Source organism: Streptomyces sp. NBC_01341 (assembly GCF_035946055.1).
In the GTDB taxonomy this organism is placed as follows: Bacteria; Actinomycetota; Actinomycetes; order Streptomycetales; family Streptomycetaceae; genus Streptomyces.
The window spans coordinates 1,522,520-1,543,108 of record NZ_CP108364.1 but is presented as its reverse complement, the minus strand read 5'-3'; the positions used below and the strand labels follow the sequence as shown (position 1 = coordinate 1,543,108).

Genomic DNA, 20,589 nt, shown 5'->3' with positions numbered 1-20,589 from the left:
ACGCAAGGAGGCACGGGTGGACCTGCTGACCCGCATCGGGGGACCGCGCGACCTGGACCGGCTCGGCCTCGAGCAGCTCGACCAGCTCGCCGGGGAGATCCGCACCTTCCTCGTCGAGGAGGTGTCCAAGACCGGGGGCCACCTCGGCCCGAACCTGGGTGTGGTCGAGCTGACCATCGCCCTGCACCGGGTCTTCGAGTCCCCGCAGGACAAGGTCCTCTTCGACACCGGTCACCAGAGCTACGTGCACAAGCTGCTCACCGGCCGGCAGGACTTCTCGAAGCTCAAGAGCAAGGGCGGCCTCTCCGGATACCCGTCCCGCGCCGAGTCCGAGCACGACGTCATCGAGAACTCGCACGCCTCGACGGTGCTCGGCTGGGCCGACGGCCTCGCCAAGGCCAACGAGGTCCTGGGCAAGGACGACCACGTCGTCGCCGTCATCGGTGACGGCGCGCTCACGGGCGGCATGGCCTGGGAGGCGCTGAACAACATCGCCGCCGCCAAGGACCGCCCGCTCGTGATCGTCGTCAACGACAACGAGCGTTCGTACGCCCCTACCATCGGCGGCCTCGCGAACCACCTCGCCACTCTCCGCACCACCGACGGGTACGAGCGCTTCCTGGCCCGCGGCAAGGACCTCCTGGAGCGCACGCCGGTCGTCGGCAGGCCGCTCTACGAAACCCTGCACGGCGCCAAGAAGGGCCTCAAGGACTTCATCGCCCCGCAGGGCATGTTCGAGGACCTCGGGCTGAAGTACGTCGGCCCGATCGACGGCCACGACATCGAGGCCCTGGAGTCGGCGCTCCAGCGGGCCAAGCGCTTCGGCGGTCCGGTCATCGTGCACTGCCTCACCGAGAAGGGCCGCGGTTACACCCCCGCCCTCGAGGACGAGGCGGACCGCTTCCACGCCGTCGGCAAGATCCACCCGGACACCGGCCTGCCGATCTCCACGTCCGGCCTCGACTGGACGTCGGTCTTCGGCGAGGAGATGGTCAAGCTCGGCCACGAGCGGGAGGACATCGTCGCCATCACCGCGGCCATGCTCCAGCCCGTCGGCCTCGGCAAGTTCGAGGAGGCCTTCCCGGACCGCATCTACGACGTCGGGATCGCCGAGCAGCACGGCGCGGTCTCCGCGGCCGGGCTCGCCACGGGCGGGCTGCACCCCGTCTTCGCGGTCTACGCGACCTTCCTCAACCGTGCCTTCGACCAGGTCCTCATGGACGTCGCCATGCACAAGTGCGGCGTGACCTTCGTCCTGGACCGGGCCGGCATCACGGGCACGGACGGTGCCTCGCACAACGGCATGTGGGACATGTCGATCCTGCAGTGCGTGCCCTCCCTGCGCATCGCCGCCCCGCGCGACGCCGACCAGGTCCGCGCCCAGCTGCGCGAGGCCGTCGCCGTCGACGACGCCCCGACCGTCGTCCGCTTCTCCAAGGGCGCCGTCGGCCCCGCGGTCAAGGCGGTCGGCACGGTGGGCGGCATGGACGTCCTGCGCTCGGCGGGTACGGACAAGCCCGACGTCCTGCTGGTCTCCGTCGGCGCGCTCGCCCCGATGTGCCTGGAGATCGCCACGCTGCTCGACGCCCAGGGCATCTCCACGACGGTGGTCGACCCGCGCTGGGTCAAGCCCGTCGACGAGGCCCTCGCACCGCTGGCGGCGCAGCACCGGGTCGTCGTCACCGTGGAGGACAACAGCAGGGCAGGCGGTGTCGGCTCGGCCGTCGCCCAGTCCCTGCGCGACGCGGACGTGGACGTGCCGCTGCGTGACTTCGGCATCCCGCCGGTCTTCCTCGACCACGCCTCGCGGGCCGAGGTCATGGCCGAGATCGGTCTGACGGCGCCGGACATCGCCCGCCAGGTCACCGGTCTGGTGGCCAAGCTCGACGGACGGTACGAGAGCCGGGCCGCCGAGCCCGTCCGCGACTGATCCACCGCACGGCCCGTTGGGCCGGTCGGCCGCTCCGCACGGGTGGTCCGACCGGCCCATTCGCGTGAAAGGGGGCCGGGCGGAGCGTGCCGGGGCGGCCGGTTCCGAATCATGGCGTGCACGACGAGTGCGCGGAGGTACGCCGGTGAGCACGCAGCATGACACGCCCCCCAGCGGAGGGGGGCTGTTCCGGACCAAGACGGTCGAACAGTCCATCCGCGATACCGAGGAGCCGGAGCACGCGCTCAAGAAGTCCCTCTCCGCTCTGGACCTCACGGTCTTCGGCGTGGGTGTGATCATCGGTACCGGGATCTTCGTCCTCACGGGCAAGGTCGCCAAGGAGACGGCCGGCCCCGCCACCGCCCTCGCCTTCGTCGCGGCGGGCATCGTCTGCGCGCTCGCCGCGCTCTGCTACGCCGAATTCGCCTCCACCGTGCCGGTGGCCGGATCCGCGTACACCTTCGCCTACGCCTCGCTCGGTGAGCTGGTCGCCTGGATCATCGGCTGGGACCTGGTGCTGGAGTTCGCGCTGGGTACGGCGGTGGTCGCGGTCGGATGGTCCGGCTACATCAGGTCGCTGCTGGACAACGCCGACTGGACCCTGCCCGACGCGCTCTCCGGCCCGGACGTGGCGAGCGGCTTCGGCTTCGACATCCTGGCTTTCGCACTGGTGCTGGTGCTCACGGTCATCCTGGTCCTCGGGATGAAGCTGTCGGCCCGGGTGACCACGGCGGTCGTCGCCATCAAGCTCGCCGTCGTCTTCATCGTGATCATCGCCGGCCTCTTCTTCATCAAGTCGGCCAACTACACGCCCTTCATCCCCGAGGCACAGAAGCAGGAGGGCGGATCGGGCCTGGACGCACCACTGGTCCAGCTGATCTTCGGCTACGAGCCGACGAACTTCGGGGTCATGGGCATCTTCACGGCCGCGTCCGTCGTGTTCTTCGCCTTCATCGGCTTCGACGTCGTCGCCACGGCGGCCGAGGAGACCAAGCTCCCGCAGCGTGACATGCCGCGCGGCATCCTGGCCTCCCTGATCATCTGCACAGTGCTCTACGTCGCCGTGTCCATCGTGGTCACCGGTATGCAGAACTACACCGAACTCTCCGTCAGCGCCCCGCTCGCCGACGCCTTCAAGGCGGTCGGACACCCCTTCTACGCCGGAGTCATCAGCTTCGGCGCGGCGATCGGCCTGACCACGGTCTGCATGATCCTGCTGCTGGGCCAGACCCGTGTGTTCTTCGCGATGAGCCGCGACGGACTGCTGCCCCGGTTCTTCTCGGTGACGCACCCGCGCTTCGGCACGCCGTACCGCCCGACGATCCTGCTCGGTGTGATCATCGCGATCGTCGCCGGTTTCACCAGCATCAACGAGCTCGCGACCCTGGTGAACATCGGCACGCTCTTCGCGTTCGTCGTCGTCGCCCTCGGCGTGATCGTCCTGCGCCGCACCCGCCCCGAACTCCACCGCGCCTTCCGCACGCCGTGGGTGCCCGTCCTGCCGATCGTCTCGGTGGCCGCCTCGGTCTGGCTGATGCTGAACCTGCCGGCGGAGACCTGGCTCCGGTTCGCGGTCTGGATGGTGATCGGCGTGATCATCTACTTCGCGTACGGGCGCCACAACAGCCGTATGTCCAAGGAGCGCTGACCCGGTCAGTCACGACGCGAAGGCGGCAGCGGCCGTACCGTACGCGGTCCCGTGCACCTCGCCCCGTACGCTTCGACCCGCTGCCGCAGTCCCCGGTCGGACGTGACCACGACACAGTCGCCCCGGCCGGCCCGGTCGTCCGCCCACGCCGCCACCAGGTCCACGATCAGGTCGTCGCCGCTGCCCGCGGCCGCCTCCACGCGGACCCCCGGCACGGACACGACCGCGCGGGCCGCGCCCTCCACGACCAGCACCAGTTCGGCGGGACCGGGAACGCCCGGCAGCCCGTCGAGGGCATACGGGACGAGCGAGTCCCGCAGCCGCTCGGCGGCCCCGCGCCGGTCCCTCCACCACTGGTCCGGGACGGACCCCACCACGTTGGCGGCGTCGATGATCACGAGAGCCCGTTCGTTCGTCACCCCGTCAGGGTGACACGCGCTCAGCCGCCCGTCGCGGGAGACTCCTTCGCGGACTCCGGGATCGTGCCGTCCGAGCGGATCGCCTTCCAGAGGTCGCCGGCCTGCGGCTGCGCCGCCACCACACGGTTCGGGTCGCGTTTGTCGTAGGCGACCGGCAGCATGATCGTCTCCATGGACGAGGGGTCGACGCCGTTCATCGAGCGGGCGAACTCGGTGAGGGACGTCAGTGAGGCCAGCCCCTCGTCGGTGGTGAGCGACTTGGTGGCCGAGTTGGCGATCTTGTACGCCGTCGTCGGACTGCCGAGCAGGTCCTGCGACTTGATCTCGGTCAGCAGCGAGAAGAGGAACTGCTGCTGCAGCCCGATCCGGCCCAGGTCGCTGCCGTCTCCGATGCCGTGCCTGGTCCGGACGAAGGAGAGGGACTCGGTGCCGTCGAGCTTGTGCGTACCGGCGGTCAGGTCGAGCCCCGACGCCTTGTCGTGGATCGGCTCCTTGACGTCGACGGTGACGCCCCCGATGGCGTCGACCAGACCCTTGAACCCGGCGAAGTTGATCTCCATGTAGTGGTCGATGCGGACTCCGGACATCTTCTCCACCGTCTTCACCACGCAGGCCGGACCGACCTGCGAGTACACGGAGTTGAACATGACCCGCTCGGCGGGTGCCGTCGTCGAACCGTCGGACCTGGTGCACTCGGGCCGCGTCACCAGGGTGTCGCGCGGGATGGACACGGCGACGGCCTGGGTCCGGCCCTCGGGTATGTGCACCACCATGGCGGTGTCGGAGCGGGCCCCGCCGACGGCGCCACCCCCGCCCAGTTCCTGGTTCTCCGCCCCGGCGCGGGAGTCGGAGCCGAGGACGAGGAGGTTCTGGCCGGCGGTGGGCAGCTTCTTGGGACGGTCCTCACCGAGCGCCTTGTTGATGTCGACACCCTTGATGTTGTTGTCGAGGTCCTGATACATCCAGTACGCCGTGCCGCCACCCGCGAGGATGAGCAGGACGAGCACCCCCAGGGTGATCTTGAGGCCGCGGCGGCGTTTGCGCGGGCCTTCTCTGCGCTTCCGTCCGCCGCCATGAGACGCCGGACGGCCTTCCTGTGTGCCCTGGGACATGGCGTCGTGACTCATCGTGGTCGAGTCCTCAATCTCGTGGCCCGTGGGTGGGCTGTGGAGTGCGTGGGACTCGGGTGGGGGGTGTGGCCGGTCCGTGTGTGCATGACTGAGCGTGCACTATAGAACAGACGATCGTGCGCTTGGGGCGTTTTGGTCCCGGAATCACAACCCGCGCTGTCCGGACCGCCGTTCGTTCTCGGGCTGGTCGCCGATGCGCGGGTGGGGCTGCGGATCTCGCACCCGCGGCGCCGCACGGAGGGCCGGATCGGGCGAATCGGTGCTGAGCATATGATGTTGTCGGTCTTGTGCAGGCAGGATGAAGAACCGGTGAAGCGGAGAGGGTGTTACGGGCATGCGGAGAAGAGGACCGGACTCCGCGAGCAGTGCCCCCGCCCTCGCGTCCGCGCGCCGGGAGGTCCGCGGAACGCCGCGTGGCCGCTGGATGCCGCTCGGCAAGGACGGCAGGCTCACGCTCTACGCCCGCACGGACGGCGGTCTGTTGCGCTGGACGCAGCGGAACCCGGGCGGTGACCGCTGGGACGGCCCGGACTTCGTGCCGATCGCGGATCTGACGGACCTCACCGTCGTCCAGGGCGCCGACTCGTACGTGCATTTCCTCGGGCGCCGCGAGCGCCGCGGTTCGGACGGGCCGGGTGTGGACTTCGTGCACGCCGTCCAGTACCAGACCGGTCGCCCCGTCACCGCGTGGCGGTCCCTCGGGAATTTCCATCGTGACCGGGAGACCGGCCGGCAGGCCGGCGTGCCCACCGGGGCCGTCGACGCCCAGGGGGCGGTCTACGTCTTCGTGCGCAGCGCCGACCGAGGTCTGCAGATGTGCCGGGAGGCGAAGGGCGGCAAGTGGGGAGCCTGGCAGGACCTCAAGGGGGCCGGGCTCGCCGCCGGGATCGTGCCGTCGGTGACCTCGAGCGGGCTCGTGGAGGTCTTCGCGCCCAGCGATGAGGGTGCTCAGCAGTGGCGCCAGGACGACCCCGACGGTCCGCTGCACAGCACCGGGACGTCGCTGCGGTTCTACGCCCGGGAGGGGTCGGTGGCGGCCCTGGAGACGGCGCCCGGCCGGCTCACCTACTACTGGACCGATGAGAACACGGCGGGGGTCGTGTCCTACCGGGCCGGCGCCTGGCCCGTGCCGGTGGGCGGGTACCCCGGGGACGGTGCCCTCGCGGCCCTGCGCACCCCGCTCGACGGCTACGACTGCACGGTCCTCGCCCAGCGCGGGGCAGGCGGCACTCTGCTGATCGGGGTCTGCGGCACCGAGGGGGAGCAGGGCGGTGTCTGGTGGTCGGACACCACCGAGGACTGCGTCGGTGATCCCGCGCTGGCCCTCGACGGCCACGGCCGCGTGGTCGTGGCGGTTCCCGGGAAGAACGGGGTCGTGTCCGTGGCCCGGCAGGAATCGGGCCCGGGGCTGACCCTCGCACCGCACTGGCACCGGCTGTGACCCGCCGGCACCTTCCGGCGCATCGACGACACCGTCCGTTCACTTCCGTTCCATGTGTCGTTCTCGTGAAGTCGTAAAAGGTTGTACGAGTTCCCGGTGGGATTCCTCACGGCTACATGTCGTACATCTGCACTTTTTTGGCTGGACACTGATCAGCTCTTTATGTGAAGGTTCTGTGACTTGCTTGCGACTGAGCAGGTGTGACCGTCCTGCGCGGCGGTCCTCATGGGGGATGACAGGTTTCGGTCTCGTACCGTCCGCCGTCCGGGCACGAGGTGGTGCCTGGCAGCAGACGCTGGACCGCAGTGGCGTGGGTGGTGGATGCCTCGTGGTCGGTTCCGGTAATCCGGAGGCGGGATCGCTTGTTTCGGCGTACCGGTCGGTGGTGCCGGTCGGTGCGCGAAGAGGCATCGTCCGCAAGGTGCCCGCCCCGCTGCGCTCCGCCGTGAAGTCCTCGTTCACCTCCGTCGACGCCATCCGGTCGGCAACGGTCGTCTGGGCGATGGGCGGCCGCCGCAACGGGCCCCGGCACAGTGCGGCGTCGATGCGCCGGGTGGTGCGCCTCAAGGGCCGGCACGTGCACGCCCTGCTCGTGGAGGGCGCCACCGCATGGGCGGCCCAGGCCCGCAACCTGCACATCCTCATCGCCACGCTCGAGGCCGGCGGCATCGAGTACTTCTGTATCCGCGGTGCCACGAAGGACGTTCCGACGGTCGCGGTGCCCGCAGAGCTGCGCGAGTCGGCGGAGGAAATGCTCCAGATCGCCTTCGAGCAGACCCCGGGTTACGTGGGCACAGCCTCAGCGTCGGAGTCGGGCATGCGGCCCGGCGACGACGACAAGTCGTGGCGCCAGCTGCGCAAGCACGACGCCCTCCGGGTCGCCTGGTACGTCACCGACCCCACGCAGCAGCTCGTGTTCGGCGCCGACCAGGGCTGTGACCTCGAATTCTGGGCGGAACGAGAAGGCCGGCTCGTGGCACCCCGACCCAACCGGGTGGTCGAAGAAGTGCCGGTGGACGCACCACGCCACACCGTGCCGCAGGCCCTGTTCGCCCTGGTGCCCGGCTCCTACACCACCGGCAGCGCGCGCACCGTGGCCGAATTCACCCAGCCTCTGGCGGAGGACCACCTCTTCCCCATCGACGTCGTCTACACCTGGGTCGACGACTCCGACCCCAGATGGAGCGCCGAACGCGATGCCGCCCGCGCGGGCAGGCCGGGCGCCCCGTCCCAGACCCTGCACGCCCAGGCGGCGAACGACGCGCGCTTCACCAGCCGCGACGAACTGCGCTACTCCCTGCGCTCCCTGCACCAGTACGCACCCTGGGTCCGCACCGTCTACCTGGTCACCGCCGGACAGGTGCCCGGCTGGCTGGACACCGACGCCCCCGGCATCCAGGTCGTCGACCACCGTGAGATCTTCTCGGAACCCACCGCGCTGCCCACGTTCAACTCACACGCCATCGAAAGCCAGCTGCACCACATCGAAGGCCTGTCCGAGCACTTCCTCTACCTCAACGACGATGTGTTCTTCGGCCGCCCGCTCGGTGCCGAACGCTTCTTCCACACCAACGGCCTGACCAAGTTCTTCCAGTCCAAGGCGCTCATACCGAGCGGCCCCGCGGACACGGACGACCTGCCGGTGAACGCGGCCGGCAAGAACAGCCGGGCGCTGATCGAGCGGTCCTTCGGCACCCGTATCGCGCAGAAGATGAAGCACACCCCGCACCCGCTGCGCCGCAGCATCCTCGCCGACATCGAGCTGGTCTACAGCGAAGAGCACCAGCGCACCCAGCACTCCCGCTTCCGGTCCCCGGAGGACGTCCCGATCGCCTCCTCGCTGCACCACTACTACGGCTTCCACACCGGCCGCACGACCGTCGGCAACATCCGATACCAGTACATCGACCTCGCCGCCGACCAGGCCCGGCGCCGCCTGGACAACCTCCTCGCCCATCGGAACTTCGACACCTTCTGCCTGAACGACACCGTCGAACATGACGACCCCGAGGCCCAGGAGCGGATGGTGAGGAACTTCCTCGACGCGTATTTCCCCGTCCCCAGCCGTTTCGAGCGCGTGGACCGGGACGAGTACTGCGACGTGAGCGGGCCGGGCAAGGCCGAGATCAGGCAGTGAACGCCCCGCGCCCCGCCGCAGCACCTGTCCCCCGTAACGAAAGTGAACCGCGTGTTTGACACCACCAGTCGCGAAGCGGCCGGCGAGACCTTCATGGGCACCGGCTCCCGCCCGGAGCCCGGACCGGCGCAGCTGCGCAGGAGCCGTACGGAGCGGCAGGTCGTCGTAGACATGCACGAGCGGGTGGCGCTGGTGCACGACCGGCTCACACCACTGGCCGCGCGCGAGCTGAACAACCTGGAAGTCCGCCGCGCCTTGGAAGCCGAGCGGATCGACTGGTTCGCGGTGCCGGGCCTCGACGACACCGCCTCCGCGGTCGGAGTCGACGCGCGTCAGCGCCCCCAGGTCCTGGCGGCGCTGCGCGCCCGGCTGTCCGGCAGCAAGGGCTACCTCGCCCGCCCGAAGGCCGGGATGGCCCCCGGCGACGGCGCGTGGGAGGGCTCCTCGGACAGGACCTGGGAGAGGGCGAACGGCCTGCCCGTCGTGCGCGCCTTCTGGTTCCGCACCACGGAGGAAGGGCACCTGACGCATGGTGCCGACACAGGCTGCGACGTCGAGTTCTGGGAGCCCGGGGAGAGCGTGCCCGGCCAGGGTGTCGACCGCCTCGTCGCCCCCCGCCGCAACCGCGCCAGCGAGCAGATATCCCTCGGCGGTCAGCAGCTCGTCGTCGCCGGAGAGCACATGACCAGGCTCGTCGGCCGGGCCCACGGCTCCGAGACGCCGCCGCTGCGCCCGACGCGGACCCGCCCCGAACTGGCCATTCCCTTCCCCGACGAGCACCCCTTCCCCATCGACGTCGTGTACACCTGGGTGGACGGCGACGACCCGGCCTGGCAACGGCGTCGCGCGGAGAGCCGTGGTGAGGTCTTCCACGCGGAGGCCGCGAGCCTGGCCCGCTACGTCTCCCGCGACGAGCTGAAGTACAGCCTTCGCTCGGTGCGGATGTTCATGCCGTGGGTGCGGAACATCTACGTCGTCACCGACCGGCAGACCCCGCACTGGTGGACCGACGGCGACGGAAGGGCCCGCGTGGTGGACCACCGGGAGATCTTCGACGACCCCTCCCACCTGCCCACCTTCAACAGCCACGCCATCGAGTCGAGGCTGCACCACATCCCCGGGCTGTCGCGCCACTTCGTCTACTTCAACGACGACATGTTCATCGGGCGGACCCTCACACCCTCCGCGTTCTTCCACCCGAACGGCATCGCCAAGTTCTTCCCGTCACCCGCACAGGTCCCCTACGGCCCCCCGGAACCCGACGAGGTGCCCACGTCGGTCGCCGCGAAGAACAACCGCAGGCTCATCCAGGAGCGGTTCGGCCGCACGCTCGTGCAGAAGATGAAGCACGTGCCGTACGCGCTCAACCGGGACATCCTCGCCGCCATCGAACATGACTTCCCCGAGGAGCACCGGCGCACCTCCGCCAGCGCCGTGCGCAGTGTCTCCGACCTGTCCATCGCCTCCTCGCTGCATCACTACTACAGCTACTACTCCGGACACAGCCTCCCCGGCGACCTCCGGTACGGCTACTTCGCCCTGGACGACCCCGAGCTGGAACACAAGCTGCAACTGCTCCTCCTGCGCCGGGACCGGGACACCTTCTGTCTCAACGACTCCGCGAGCGACCCCGCCGAGATCGAGCACCAGAGCCAGCTGCTCCACCGATTCCTCGAAGCCTTCTACCCGGTGCCGAGCCCGTACGAGAAGACGGCGGCCTGAGCCATGAACATCGAGATCCTGGTCCACACCCTGGCCACCGATTCCATCGGCGCACGCGCGGCCGCCCGTCTAGCCCAGTCCCTTGCCACCCGTCACCGGGTCGCCGTCGTCACCGTGCGAGGCGCCTCCGCACCGCACCCGGCGCTGCAACTGCCCAAGGGCGTCGGTGTCGTGGCACTGGCACCCGCGGTCGCGGCCGGCGACCGTGACGACGAGAACACCTCGCAGCTCGTCATCGCCGGCGACCCCGAATTCCGGCGTTACAACCGCGCGGACGACGGGAGACTCCAGAAGCACCTGGCCGCGAGCGGCGCGGACGTGGTGATCGCCCTCAGCTCCGCGCTCGGCGCCGTCCTCGCCCAGTGCCGCGTACCCCACGCCCGGCGCATCGCCCGTCAGCCGGCTCCCGTCGAGCGGCTCCCGGAGTCGGTGCGTGCCCGCTGGACAGAGCTCTACCGCGAACTGGACGCGGTCGTCCCGCTCACCCGGGGCGACGCCGCCGCCCCGGAGTACCGGGCGTTGCTCGCCGCCGGCGTCGAGGTGCGCCACATCCCCGAGCCGGTGCTGCTGGCCGAGAACCCGGACAAGCCGATGACAGGAGTGGTGATCAGCGCGGGGCGGCTGGTCTCACATCGGCGCGTCGACTTGGCGCTGCACGCCTTCGCCCAGAGCCAGACGGCCCAACCGGGCTGGCAGCTACGGGTGTTCGGCACCGGTCCGCTGCGCCGTGAGACACGTGAACTGGTCACCGCGCTGGGTCTCCACGACCATGTGCTGCTGTTCGACCGGGAAGCCGGCGAGGAGGACTTCTACGACGCCGACATCGCCCTGGTGACCTCGGAGCGCCTGGACAGCGCCCGCCCCGTGTGGGAGGCGCTCGCCCAGGCCACCCCCGTGGTCGCCGCGGAGGTGCCCTGCGGAGCTCCCGAGGTGCTTGCGGAGGGCCACGGAGGGCTGCTGGTCCCGGTCGGTGACGTGCATGCCACGGCGCGCGCGCTGGAGCGCTACATGGCGGACGAGGGGCTGCGCTCCGCGCACCGGGTCCAGGCCCTGGAGACCGCGCGGACCGCAGGCGCGGAGCAGGTCGGCGACGCCTACGAGGACCTGTTCGCCGGGGTCAGGGCGGGGGCGCGTGGTCGGTGGGGCCAGCGGCGGCGTACGGGCGGGAGCGCGCCCGCCGAGGCGCGCCCTCTGGCAACCGCCGACTGCCGCGTGCTGCCGAACGGCGTGTGGGAGGTCACCGTGCACGGCGTCCCCGGGGCCCGCGCCGTACGCGTCAAGGAGCAGGGACAGGGCAGGACCGAAGTGCTCGACATCGCCGTCGGGAGCGGCGCGACCCCGGCCCGTATCGACGCCCGCGCCCTAGCCGTGCTGGGCGAGGGCCGGGCCGATCTCTACGCCGTGGACGGCAAGGGAAAGGAAAGCCGTCTGCGCTACGGGCGGTGCACGCTGGGCGGCGCGCGCGATGTCGGACACCTCAGCGACCTGGACCACTTCCACTGGGCGCTGCCGTACGCGACCGAGGGCGGCTACCTGCGCCTGCGTGTCTGGTCCCGGGCGAGCCATGCAGAACTGGTCAGCGTCGACTACGGCGATACGAGCCTGTGGCTGACCGGCTGGCTGCACGGGCAGTGGCAGGCCGGCGGCGAGCCGGCGTTGCTGCTGCGCCGGCGCCAGGAACCCTCGCGCACCCTGGCAGCCGGCCGGGTGCGGTTCGAGGACGGCTGGTTCGGCGCGGAGTTGCACATGGACGAGGCCATGCGAGCCCGGCTGCTCATGCGGGAGAACTGGGACGTGCTGCTCACCGACGGCAGCAGCGAGCCGGTCAGGGTGGCACGCATCGCCGACGACCAGGTGGTGCGGCGCGATGTGCAGCGCTTCCCGGAGCTGGTGCGGGAGGAGCCCTCGGACCTGTTCGGACCGGACGTCGACCGTGCCGTGGTCGGCCTGCGGCCCTACTTCACCGCGGACAACGAACTCTCGCTCGTGGTGACCGAGCATCACTGACAGTCGCCCCTCTCCGGACCTCGAGTACCCCAAGGACAACCGTGCGGATCTCCTTCCTGCTCCACAGCATCGACAATTTCGGCGGGGTACCGCGGGCGTCAAGCAGTCTGGCGTCCGCGCTGGCGGTGCATCACGAGGTGGAGATCGTCTCCGTCTTCCGGACGGCGGACCGGCCGTCCTTCGCACCGTCCACCGACGTCACCGTGCGCTACCTGGCCGACCGTCGAGAGGGGGCGGCGGGGGCCAAGGGCGGAAAGCCGTCACGGATCATGCCGCGTGAGGACGGCTGGGCCGACGAGTACACCCAGGAGATCGACGACCTGATCCTCGCCCACCTCGACAGGTGCGACGCCGATGTGGTGATCGTCGCCCGGCCGGCGTTCGCCGCGTATCTCATCGCGCACGGGCGGCACGGCTACGGGCGCGTGGTCATCGACCACGAGGGCTCGATGGTTCCCACGCAGGAGCTGCGCGACCGCACTCTGGCGCTGTACCGGGAGATGGACGGCGTCGTCTGTCTCACCCGGGCAGACGTGGACGGCTACCAGCGGCAGCTCGGCGACCAGGCGCCCCCGCTCGCCGCCATCGGCAACATCGTGCCACCGCCGGCCCGCCACAACCCCGTAAGCGGCCTGCCTCTGATCGCCGCCGCCGGGCAGCTCGTGACGCGCAAGGGCTTCGACACGCTGATCAACGCGTTCGCCCTGGTCGCCCCCCACCACCCGCAGTGGCGGCTGCGCATCTACGGCCGTGGACCCGAGCAGGCACGGCTGCAGGACCTCGTGCACGCGCACGGACTCAGCGACGCCGTGCGTTTCATGGGCGCGCTGCCCGACCTCACGGCGGAGTGGGACAAGGCCGCGTTCGCGGTCAGCGCGGCCCGCCGCGAGTCCTTCGGCCTGACCATGGTGGAGGCGATGCACCACGGGCTCCCGGTTCTGGCCGCCGATGCCCCCTTCGGACCCGGCGAGATCGTCGTCCCGGGCCACAACGGCATCCTGGTTCCGGTCGGTGACGAGCAGGCCATGGCCCAGGCGATGCGCCATCTCATCGAGCAGCCGGCCGAACGGGAGAAACTGTCCCAGGGCGCCTACGCCTCGGCCCCGCTCTACAGCGCCGAGCGCATCGCCTTCCGCTACGACGCGTTCCTGCGGGAGGTGGCCGCCTCCGTACCGAGGGAGCCGGCCGCCGAGGCCGCGCCCGCCGTCATGCCCGCTGTCCCGGCGGAGGTGCTGGTGCGCGGCGACGGATCCATCGAGGTCCGCGCCGCCCTGGAGCCCGGCGCGGAGCCCCCCGCGCTGTGCATCACGCCGCGGAAGGCCGATACGCCGCTGGTCAGGCTGGCCGCTCTCGGGACGGCGGTGGACGAGGCGACGGGCACTCCGCGATCGGTGTACGCGATCCCCGCCGAACCTCCGGTCCTTGCCGAGGGGCGTTACGACATCGACCTGGAGCTGCCGGACGGCCGACGCCGGCCGCTCGGTGCGGAGAGCGTCCACACCGGCGGTCTGCTGGTCCGCCGGGTCCCGGCGGAGGGCCCCGCGTACTGGCCGGTGCCCTATCGCACCGCGGACGGTCATCTGTCGGTCCTCGTGCGGCACCGCGTGCAGCACGCCGAGGTGCGTGCAGTGCTGGTGGGGCAGGACGGCTGGCTGGTGCGCGGCACCCTGATCGCACCGCCGGGCGCCGGCCTCGACGGGCTGCGCCTGGCGGCCGTGCCGCGCAGAGGGGACGCCGCGTCCACGGTGACGGGCCAGGTTTCCGTGGGGCCCGGCGGCACCTTCGAGGCGCACCTGCCGTTCGCCGGCGTGGTGGCCGCCTCGTCGGGCGGCCACGACGACTGGGACCTGTGGCTGGAGCGGGAACCCGGTCAGCCACGTATCCGGCTGGGGCGCTTCTTCGACGACATCCTGGAACGCAAGCGGATCGACGTGTATCCCACGCAGCGCTGGCACCACCCGACGCAGGGCCCGGCACGTGGAAGGGTCTTCTTCACACCCGGTAACGAGCTGTCCTTCACCGTCAGTCCCGACAAGGGCTGACACCTCTTCCCTCCGGCCCGTCAGTCCTCGTATCCGCCGTGGAGTACACGTTCATGCCTACGCACTACCGCCGCACCCGCAAGGCCGTCATCCCGGCCGCAGGTCTCGGCACCCGGTTCCTCCCCGCGACCAAGGCGACTCCCAAGGAGATGCTTCCGGTCGTGGACCGCCCCGCCATCGAGTACGTGGTGGCGGAGGCCGTACGCAGCGGACTCGACGACGTGCTCATGGTCACCGGCCGGAACAAGCGGGCCCTGGAGGACCACTTCGACCGCGCCTACGAGCTGGAGCACCTGCTGGAGCTGAAGGGCGACGGCGAAAAGCTTCGCCAGGTCCGTGAGTCGAGCGAGCTGGCCGATGTCCACTACGTGCGGCAGGGCAACCCGCTCGGCCTGGGCCACGCGGTCCTCTGTGCCGAACCGCATGTCGGTGACGCCCCGTTCGCCGTGCTGCTCGGCGACGACCTCATCGACGAGCGTGACCCGCTGCTCGCCCGGATGCTGGAGGTCCAGGAGGAGCGCGGCGGCAGCGTCGTGGCACTCATGGAGGTCGACGACGACCGGACGCACCTGTACGGCTGCGCGGCCGTCGCCCCCCTGGACGACGGCGAGGAGGACGACGACGTCCTGGTCGTCACCGGTCTCGTGGAGAAGCCCGAACCCGGCACCGCGCCCAGTAATCTCGCCGTGATCGGGCGGTACGTCCTCGCGCCTCAGATCTTCGAGGTCCTTCGAAAGACCCCGCCGGGTCGCGGCGGCGAGATCCAACTGACCGACGCACTACGCCAATTGGCCCTCGATCCGACGCTCGGTGGTCCCGTGCACGCGGTGGTCTTCGGCGGGCGCCGCTACGACACCGGGGACCGCGGCGACTATCTGCGTGCCGTCGTGCGGCTGGCCTGCGAGCGCGAGGACATCGGCCCCGAATTCCGTTCCTGGCTCGGCGGCTTCGTGCGGGAAGAGGGCATCCTGTAGCGAGGCGGCCGGTCGGGGCGGGGCTGCGCCCGGGAGACGTCGCCCCGGCCGCGTTTCGGCGCGGGCTTCCACGACCGGCCGATCGCTGTCCGCCGCGGGAGCCGAAACGGTGAGGGGCCGTACGGGAGTGATCCCGTACGGCCCCTCACCGCGTGCAGCGTGGTGTTACGCCGGTACGCTCGCCACGCCCGGCTCCAGGAACCGCTTCCCGTTCACGCGCTCCGAGACGCCCTCACGGTCCAGGTACGGCGTGATGCCGCCCAGGTGGAAGGGCCAGCCGGCGCCCGTGATCAGGCAGAGGTCGATGTCCTGGGGCTCGGCGACGACGCCCTCGTCCAGCATCAGGCCGATCTCCTGCGCGACCGCGTCCAGGACGCGGTCGCGGACCTGCTCCTCGGTCAGGACGGTGTCGCCCTGCTTGAGGAGGGCGGCCACCTCGGGGTCGAGGACCGGCGCGCCGGAATCGTGGACGTAGAAGCCGCGCTTGCCCGCCTTGACGACCGCCGCGAGGTTCTCGGAGACCGTGAAGCGGTCCGGGAACGCGCGGTTCAGGGTCTCGGAGACGTGCAGGCCGATGGCCGGGCCGACCAGCTCCAGCAGCACCAGCGGGGACATCGGCAGGCCGAGCGGCTCGATGGCCTTCTCCGCCGTCTCCACCGGGGTGCCCTCGTCGATGATGTTCTGGATCTCGCCCATGAAGCGGGTGAGGATGCGGTTGACGACGAACGCCGGGGCGTCCTTCACCAGTACCGCGGTCTTCTTCAGCTTGCGGGCGACGCCGAAGGCCGTGGCCAGCGAGGCGTCGTCGGTCTGCTCGCCGCGGACGATCTCCAGGAGCGGGAGGATCGCGACCGGGTTGAAGAAGTGGAAGCCGACGACCCGCTCGGGGTTCTTCAGCTTCGACGCCATCTCGGTGACCGAGAGGGACGAGGTGTTCGTGGCGAGGATCGCGTGCGCGGGGGCGACCGCCTCGACCTCCGCGAACACCTTCTGCTTGACGCCGATCTCCTCGAAGACGGCCTCGATGATGAAGTCGGCGTCGGAGAAGCCCTCCGCCTTGTCCAGCACACCGGAGACCAGGGCCTTGAGACGGTTGGCCTTGTCCTGGTTGATGCGGCCCTTGCCGAGCAGCTTCTCGATCTCCGTGTGGACGTAGCCCACACCCTTGTCGACGCGCGCCTGGTCGATGTCCGTGAGGACGACCGGGACCTCCAGGCGGCGCAGGAAGAGCAGCGCGAGCTGGCTGGCCATCAGGCCCGCGCCCACTACGCCGACCTTGGTGACCGGACGGGCCAGGGCCTTGTCCGGAGCACCGGCGGGACGCTTGGCACGCTTCTGGACCAGGTTGAAGGAGTAGATCCCGGAGCGCAGCTCGCCGCCCATGATCAGGTCCGCCAGGGCCTGGTCCTCGGCGTCGAAGCCGGCGGCCAGGTCACCGCTCTTGGCGGCGGCGATGATCTCCAGCGCCCGGTAGGCGGCCGGGGCCGCGCCGTGCACCTTGGAGTCGGCGATCGCCCTGCCGCGGGCGACGGCCTGGTCCCAGGCGTCACCGCGGTCGAGCTCGGGGCGCTCGATCGCGATCTCGCCCTTGAGGACGGCCGCGGTCCAGATCAGCGACTGCTCCAGGAAGTCCGCGCCCTCGAAGATCGCGTCGGCGATTCCGAGCTCGAAGACCTGCTTGCCCTTGAGCTGGCGGTTCTGGTTGAGCGAGTTCTCGATGATCACCGAGACGGCGCGGTCGGCGCCGATCAGGTTGGGGAGCAGCGCGCAGCCGCCCCAGCCGGGGACCAGGCCGAGGAAGACCTCGGGCAGGGAGAACGCCGGGATCGCCGTGGAGACGGTGCGGTACGAGCAGTGCAGCCCGATCTCGACGCCACCGCCCATGGCGGCGCCGTTGTAGTACGCGAACGTCGGGACCGCGAGGCCGGAGAGGCGGCGGAAGACGTCGTGGCCGCCCTTGCCGATGGCCAGTGCGTCCTTGTGGTCCTTCAGGAGCTCGACGCCCTTGAGGTCCGCGCCGACCGCGAAGATGAACGGCTTGCCGGTGACACCGACGCCGACGATCGAACCCTCGGCCGCCTCCTTCTCGACCTGGTCGACGGCGGCGTTCAGGTTCGCCAGCGACTGCGGGCCGACGGTGGTCGGCTTGGTGTGGTCGAAACCGTTGTCCAGCGTGATGAGGGCGAAACGGCCAGCGCCGCCGGGAAGGTCGAGGTGGCGTACGTGCGCCTGCGTGACGACCTCACCGGGGAACAGCTCGGCCGCACCCTTCAGAAGCTCGGTGGTGGAGCTCACTTGCTGCCTCCGGCTGCGTTCTCGAAGTTCGGGTTCTCCCAGACGACCGTCGCGCCCATGCCGAAGCCGACGCACATGGTCGTCAGGCCGTAGCGGACCTCCGGCTGCTCCTCGAACTGGCGGGCCAGCTGAGTCATCAGGCGGACGCCTGAGGAGGCGAGCGGGTGGCCGTAGGCGATCGCGCCGCCGTACTGGTTGACGCGCTGGTCGTCGTCGGCGATGCCGTAGTGCTCCAGGAAGGCCAGCACCTGGACGGCGAAGGCCTCGTTGATCTCGAAGAGACCGATGTCCTCGATGGAGAGACCGGCCTTGGCCAGGGCCTTCTCCGTCGCCGGGATCGGGCCGTAACCCATGACCTCGGGCTCGACACCCGCGAAGGCGTACGACACGAGGCGCATCCTGACCGGGAGGCCCAGCTCGCGGGCGGTCTCCTCGGACGCGAGCAGCGAGGCGGTGGCACCGTCGTTGAGCCCCGCGGCGTTACCGGCCGTCACGCGGCCGTGGGCGCGGAACGGGGTCTTCAGACCGGCCAGGGACTCCAGGGTGGTGCCCGGGCGCATCGGCTCGTCGGCGGTGACCAGGCCCCAGCCCGTCTCACCGGCAGCCGGATCGGTGCGGCGCACGGAGACCGGCACCAGGTCCTGCTGGATCCTGCCGTTGGCGTACGCCTTGGCGGCCTTCTCCTGCGAGCGGACCGCGTACTCGTCGGCGCGCTGCTTGGTGATCGTGGGGTACCTGTCGTGCAGGTTCTCCGCGGTCATGCCCATGAAGAGGGCGGACTCGTCGACCAGCTTCTCCGACACGAGGCGCGGGTTCGGGTCCACGCTCTCGCCCATGGGGTGGCGGCCCATGTGCTCCACGCCGCCCGCGATGACGACGTCGTACGCGCCGAAGGCGATGGAACCGGCCGTCGAGGTGACGGCGGTCAGGGCGCCCGCACACATGCGGTCGATGGAGTAACCGGGCACCGACTGCGGCAGACCCGCCAGGATGCCGGCGGTGCGCCCGAGGGTGAGGCCCTGGTCGCCGATCTGGGTGGTCGCGGCGATGGCGACCTCGTCGATCTTCGCGGGATCCAGGTCCGGGTTGCGGCGCAGCAGCTCCCGGATGGCCTTCACGACGAGATCGTCGGCGCGGGTCTCGTGGTAGATGCCCTTCGGGCCCGCTTTGCCGAACGGGGTGCGGACGCCGTCGACGAAGACGACGTCCCGGATGGTACGAGGCACGATGGCTCTCCTCCAGGGTGCGGGATGGCACTGCTGCGGGCGTACGCGTCGGCACGCCACGCCCCTCATGCTACTTGCGGGTAACCAGACTGCCCACCCCCCACCGCCGGAGCGGCGAACGTCACACGTGCGGGGGGCGGCGCCGGCGGCCCGGCGAGGCCGGGTAACTGGCGTGAATTCGATCCTCGTCGATGGGACCTGCCCCCGTGCCGCCCCGACACGCGGACGCCCCCCTGCCGGTCCGGCAGGGGGGCGTCCGCGGTTCCGCGGATGTCAGGCGGCGTCCGAGTCGAGGGCCCGCAGCAGCAGAGGACCGACCTGTTCGATCTGCCAGCGGCGCGCGCCGTGGCCGGCCAGCGCCGCCTCGACCGCGTCCGGTGTCAGGGCCTTCGGCGGCTCCCAGCAGACCCGGCGCACCGTGTCGGGGGTGATCAGGTTCTCCTGCGGCATGTGCAGCCGCTCCGCGAGCTCCGACACCGCGGCACGGGCCGCCGAGAGGCGTGCCGCGGCGGCCGGGTCCTTGTCCGCCCACGAGCGGGGCGGCGGCGGTCCCGCGGGGTGCTGGCCCGGCTGGGGCAGCTCGATCTCCGGCAGTGCCTTGGCCCGGTCGACGGCCGCCTGCCACTGCTCCAGCTGACGCCGGCCCATGCGGTGCCCGAAGCCGGGCAGGGCGGTGAGCGCCTGGACGTTCACCGGCAGCGCCAGCGCCGCCTCGATGATCGCGGCGTCCCCGAGCACCTTGCCGGGCGAGATGTCACGGCGCTGCGCCACCTGGTCACGGGCGGTCCACAGCTCCCGTACGACCGCGATCTGACGGCGGCGGCGCACCTTGTGCATGCCGGAGGTCCGGCGCCACGGGTCCTTGCGCGGGGGAGCGGGCGGCGCCGACGCGATGGCCGCGAACTCCTCCAGGGCCCATCCGAGCTTGCCCTGCCGGTCCAGCTCCTTCTCCAGGGCGTTGCGCAGATCGACCAGGAGTTCGACGTCGAGCGCGGCGTAGCGCAGCCAGGGCTCCGGCAGCGGGCGGGTGGACCAGTCGACCGCCGAGTGGCCCTTCTCCAGGGCGTAGCCGAGGACGTTCTCCACTATCGCGCCCAGTCCGACGCGCGGGAATCCCGCCAGCCGGCCCGCGAGCTCGGTGTCGAAGAGCGAGGTCGGGGTCATGCCTATGTCGCGCAGGCAGGGCAGGTCCTGCGTCGCGGCGTGCAGGATCCACTCGGTCCCGGTGAGGGCCTCGCCGAGACCGGACAGGTCGGGGCAGCCGACCGGGTCGATCAGCGCACTCCCGGCGCCCTCACGGCGCAGCTGCACGAGATAGGCGCGCTGGCCGTAGCGGTAGCCGGAGGCACGCTCCGCGTCGACGGCGACGGGACCCGTGCCCGCGGCGAAGGCCGCGACGACCCGCGCCAGTGCGTCGTCGGTCGCCACCACCGGGGGAATGCCCTCGCGCGGTTCGAGCAAGGGGATCGGCGCCGGGGCGACGTCGTCCGGGGGGGCGCCCCCGGTGGTTCGCAGTGAGGTGTCTGCTGCGGTCTCTTGGGCGTCGGTCACATGCCAAGGGTATCTGTGTATGCGCGTCGCCCGTCGACGGAACGTTCCGTCGACGGGCGACCATGCG

The 20,589-nt window shown here is 70.7% G+C and carries 13 protein-coding genes; 8 read left to right on the top strand and 5 right to left on the bottom strand.

What is annotated here, in order from left to right:
- Positions 1–16 precede the first annotated feature (16 nt).
- Entirely contained in the window at positions 17–1,930 is a 1,914-nt protein-coding gene (dxs, locus tag OG206_RS06860; RefSeq protein WP_327113297.1) for a 1-deoxy-D-xylulose-5-phosphate synthase, read from the top strand.
- Positions 1,931–2,075: 145 nt separating this feature from the next.
- Positions 2,076–3,578: an amino acid permease gene (locus OG206_RS06855; RefSeq protein ID WP_327113295.1), complete on the top strand. Its 1,503-nt coding sequence runs from the start codon at positions 2,076–2,078 to the stop codon at positions 3,576–3,578.
- 5 nt (positions 3,579–3,583) lie between these two features.
- Here the strand turns inward: OG206_RS06855 and OG206_RS06850 are convergent, their stop codons facing one another.
- Positions 3,584–3,997: an NTP pyrophosphohydrolase gene (locus tag OG206_RS06850; protein ID WP_327113293.1), complete on the bottom strand. Its 414-nt coding sequence runs from the start codon at positions 3,995–3,997 to the stop codon at positions 3,584–3,586.
- A gap of 20 nt (positions 3,998–4,017) precedes the next feature.
- Positions 4,018–5,124, bottom strand: a complete 1,107-nt coding sequence (locus OG206_RS06845) for an LCP family protein (RefSeq protein ID WP_327113291.1) — start codon at positions 5,122–5,124, stop codon at positions 4,018–4,020.
- Between the two features lie 337 nt (positions 5,125–5,461).
- Between OG206_RS06845 and OG206_RS06840 the strand changes: the two genes are divergently transcribed.
- The 6 genes from OG206_RS06840 (at position 5,462) to galU (ending at position 15,450) form a co-directional block, all read left to right on the top strand.
- Positions 5,462–6,568: a hypothetical protein gene (locus OG206_RS06840; protein WP_327113289.1), complete on the top strand. Its 1,107-nt coding sequence runs from the start codon at positions 5,462–5,464 to the stop codon at positions 6,566–6,568.
- A gap of 328 nt (positions 6,569–6,896) precedes the next feature.
- On the top strand, positions 6,897–8,705 hold the full coding sequence (locus OG206_RS06835; RefSeq protein WP_327122203.1) for a stealth family protein: 1,809 nt from the start codon (positions 6,897–6,899) through the stop codon (positions 8,703–8,705).
- Positions 8,706–8,756: 51 nt separating this feature from the next.
- Positions 8,757–10,427 (top strand): stealth family protein, encoded by a 1,671-nt coding sequence (locus OG206_RS06830; RefSeq protein ID WP_327113287.1) that lies wholly within the window; start codon positions 8,757–8,759, stop codon positions 10,425–10,427.
- Between the two features lie 3 nt (positions 10,428–10,430).
- Positions 10,431–12,434 (top strand): glycosyltransferase, encoded by a 2,004-nt coding sequence (locus OG206_RS06825; RefSeq protein ID WP_327113285.1) that lies wholly within the window; start codon positions 10,431–10,433, stop codon positions 12,432–12,434.
- Positions 12,435–12,475: 41 nt separating this feature from the next.
- Positions 12,476–14,476, top strand: a complete 2,001-nt coding sequence (locus OG206_RS06820) for a glycosyltransferase (RefSeq protein ID WP_327113283.1) — start codon at positions 12,476–12,478, stop codon at positions 14,474–14,476.
- 53 nt (positions 14,477–14,529) lie between these two features.
- Positions 14,530–15,450, top strand: a complete 921-nt coding sequence (gene galU / locus OG206_RS06815; protein ID WP_327113281.1) for a UTP--glucose-1-phosphate uridylyltransferase GalU — start codon at positions 14,530–14,532, stop codon at positions 15,448–15,450.
- A 165-nt stretch (positions 15,451–15,615) separates the two neighbouring features.
- On the opposite strand, the gene OG206_RS06810 is transcribed toward galU, so the two are convergent.
- The 3 genes from OG206_RS06810 to OG206_RS06800 form a co-directional block, all read right to left on the bottom strand.
- The gene (locus OG206_RS06810) at positions 15,616–17,745 is read right to left on the bottom strand and encodes a 3-hydroxyacyl-CoA dehydrogenase NAD-binding domain-containing protein (protein ID WP_327113279.1); all 2,130 of its coding nucleotides are present in this window, start codon (positions 17,743–17,745) and stop codon (positions 15,616–15,618) included.
- Complete coding sequence (locus OG206_RS06805; RefSeq protein ID WP_327113277.1) at positions 17,742–18,971, bottom strand: thiolase family protein; 1,230 nt, start codon at positions 18,969–18,971, stop codon at positions 17,742–17,744. Before OG206_RS06805 ends, OG206_RS06810 begins: the two co-directional genes overlap by 4 nt.
- A gap of 273 nt (positions 18,972–19,244) precedes the next feature.
- Entirely contained in the window at positions 19,245–20,522 is a 1,278-nt protein-coding gene (locus tag OG206_RS06800; protein WP_327113275.1) for a ribonuclease D, read from the bottom strand.
- Positions 20,523–20,589 lie beyond the last annotated feature (67 nt).

Excerpts from the sequence above, each read along its gene's own strand:
- OG206_RS06845 (WP_327113291.1), bottom strand. The coding sequence starts at position 5,124 with ATGAGTCACGACGCCATGTCCCAGGGCACACAGGAAGGCCGTCCGGCG.
- OG206_RS06840 (WP_327113289.1), top strand. The coding sequence starts at position 5,462 with ATGCGGAGAAGAGGACCGGACTCCGCGAGCAGTGCCCCCGCCCTCGCG.
- OG206_RS06825 (WP_327113285.1), top strand. The coding sequence starts at position 10,431 with ATGAACATCGAGATCCTGGTCCACACCCTGGCCACCGATTCCATCGGC.
- galU (WP_327113281.1), top strand. The coding sequence starts at position 14,530 with ATGCCTACGCACTACCGCCGCACCCGCAAGGCCGTCATCCCGGCCGCA.